The 295-nt window shown below is 49.8% G+C and carries 2 tRNA genes; both read right to left on the reverse strand.

The annotated features are described in order from the left end of the window. Window positions 1-6 precede the first annotated feature (6 nt). Window positions 7-82, reverse strand: a tRNA-Ala gene (locus ASV53_RS25135). A 46-nt stretch (window positions 83-128) separates the two neighbouring features. After that, window positions 129-205, reverse strand: a tRNA-Ile gene (locus ASV53_RS25140). Window positions 206-295 lie beyond the last annotated feature (90 nt).

Below are 295 nucleotides of genomic sequence, written 5' to 3' on the forward strand. Positions count from 1 at the left end.
AGAAAGTGGTGGAGCTATGCGGGATCGAACCGCAGACCTCCTGCGTGCAAGGCAGGCGCTCTCCCAGCTGAGCTATAACCCCAACGTATAAAAAGACTGTTTACCGCCACTTTTTCTGGGAGAAAAAGTGGTGGGTCTGAGTGGACTTGAACCACCGACCTCACCCTTATCAGGGGTGCGCTCTAACCACCTGAGCTACAGACCCAAGTCTTTTTTGCGTTCTTTTACATTTTAACCAAGCAATCTGTGTGGACACTGCATCAAACAAGCAGTCTATCGTTTAAGGAGGTGATCC

It is taken from the genome of Photobacterium sanguinicancri (assembly GCF_002265265.1).
In the GTDB taxonomy this organism is placed as follows: Bacteria; Pseudomonadota; Gammaproteobacteria; order Enterobacterales; family Vibrionaceae; genus Photobacterium; species Photobacterium sanguinicancri.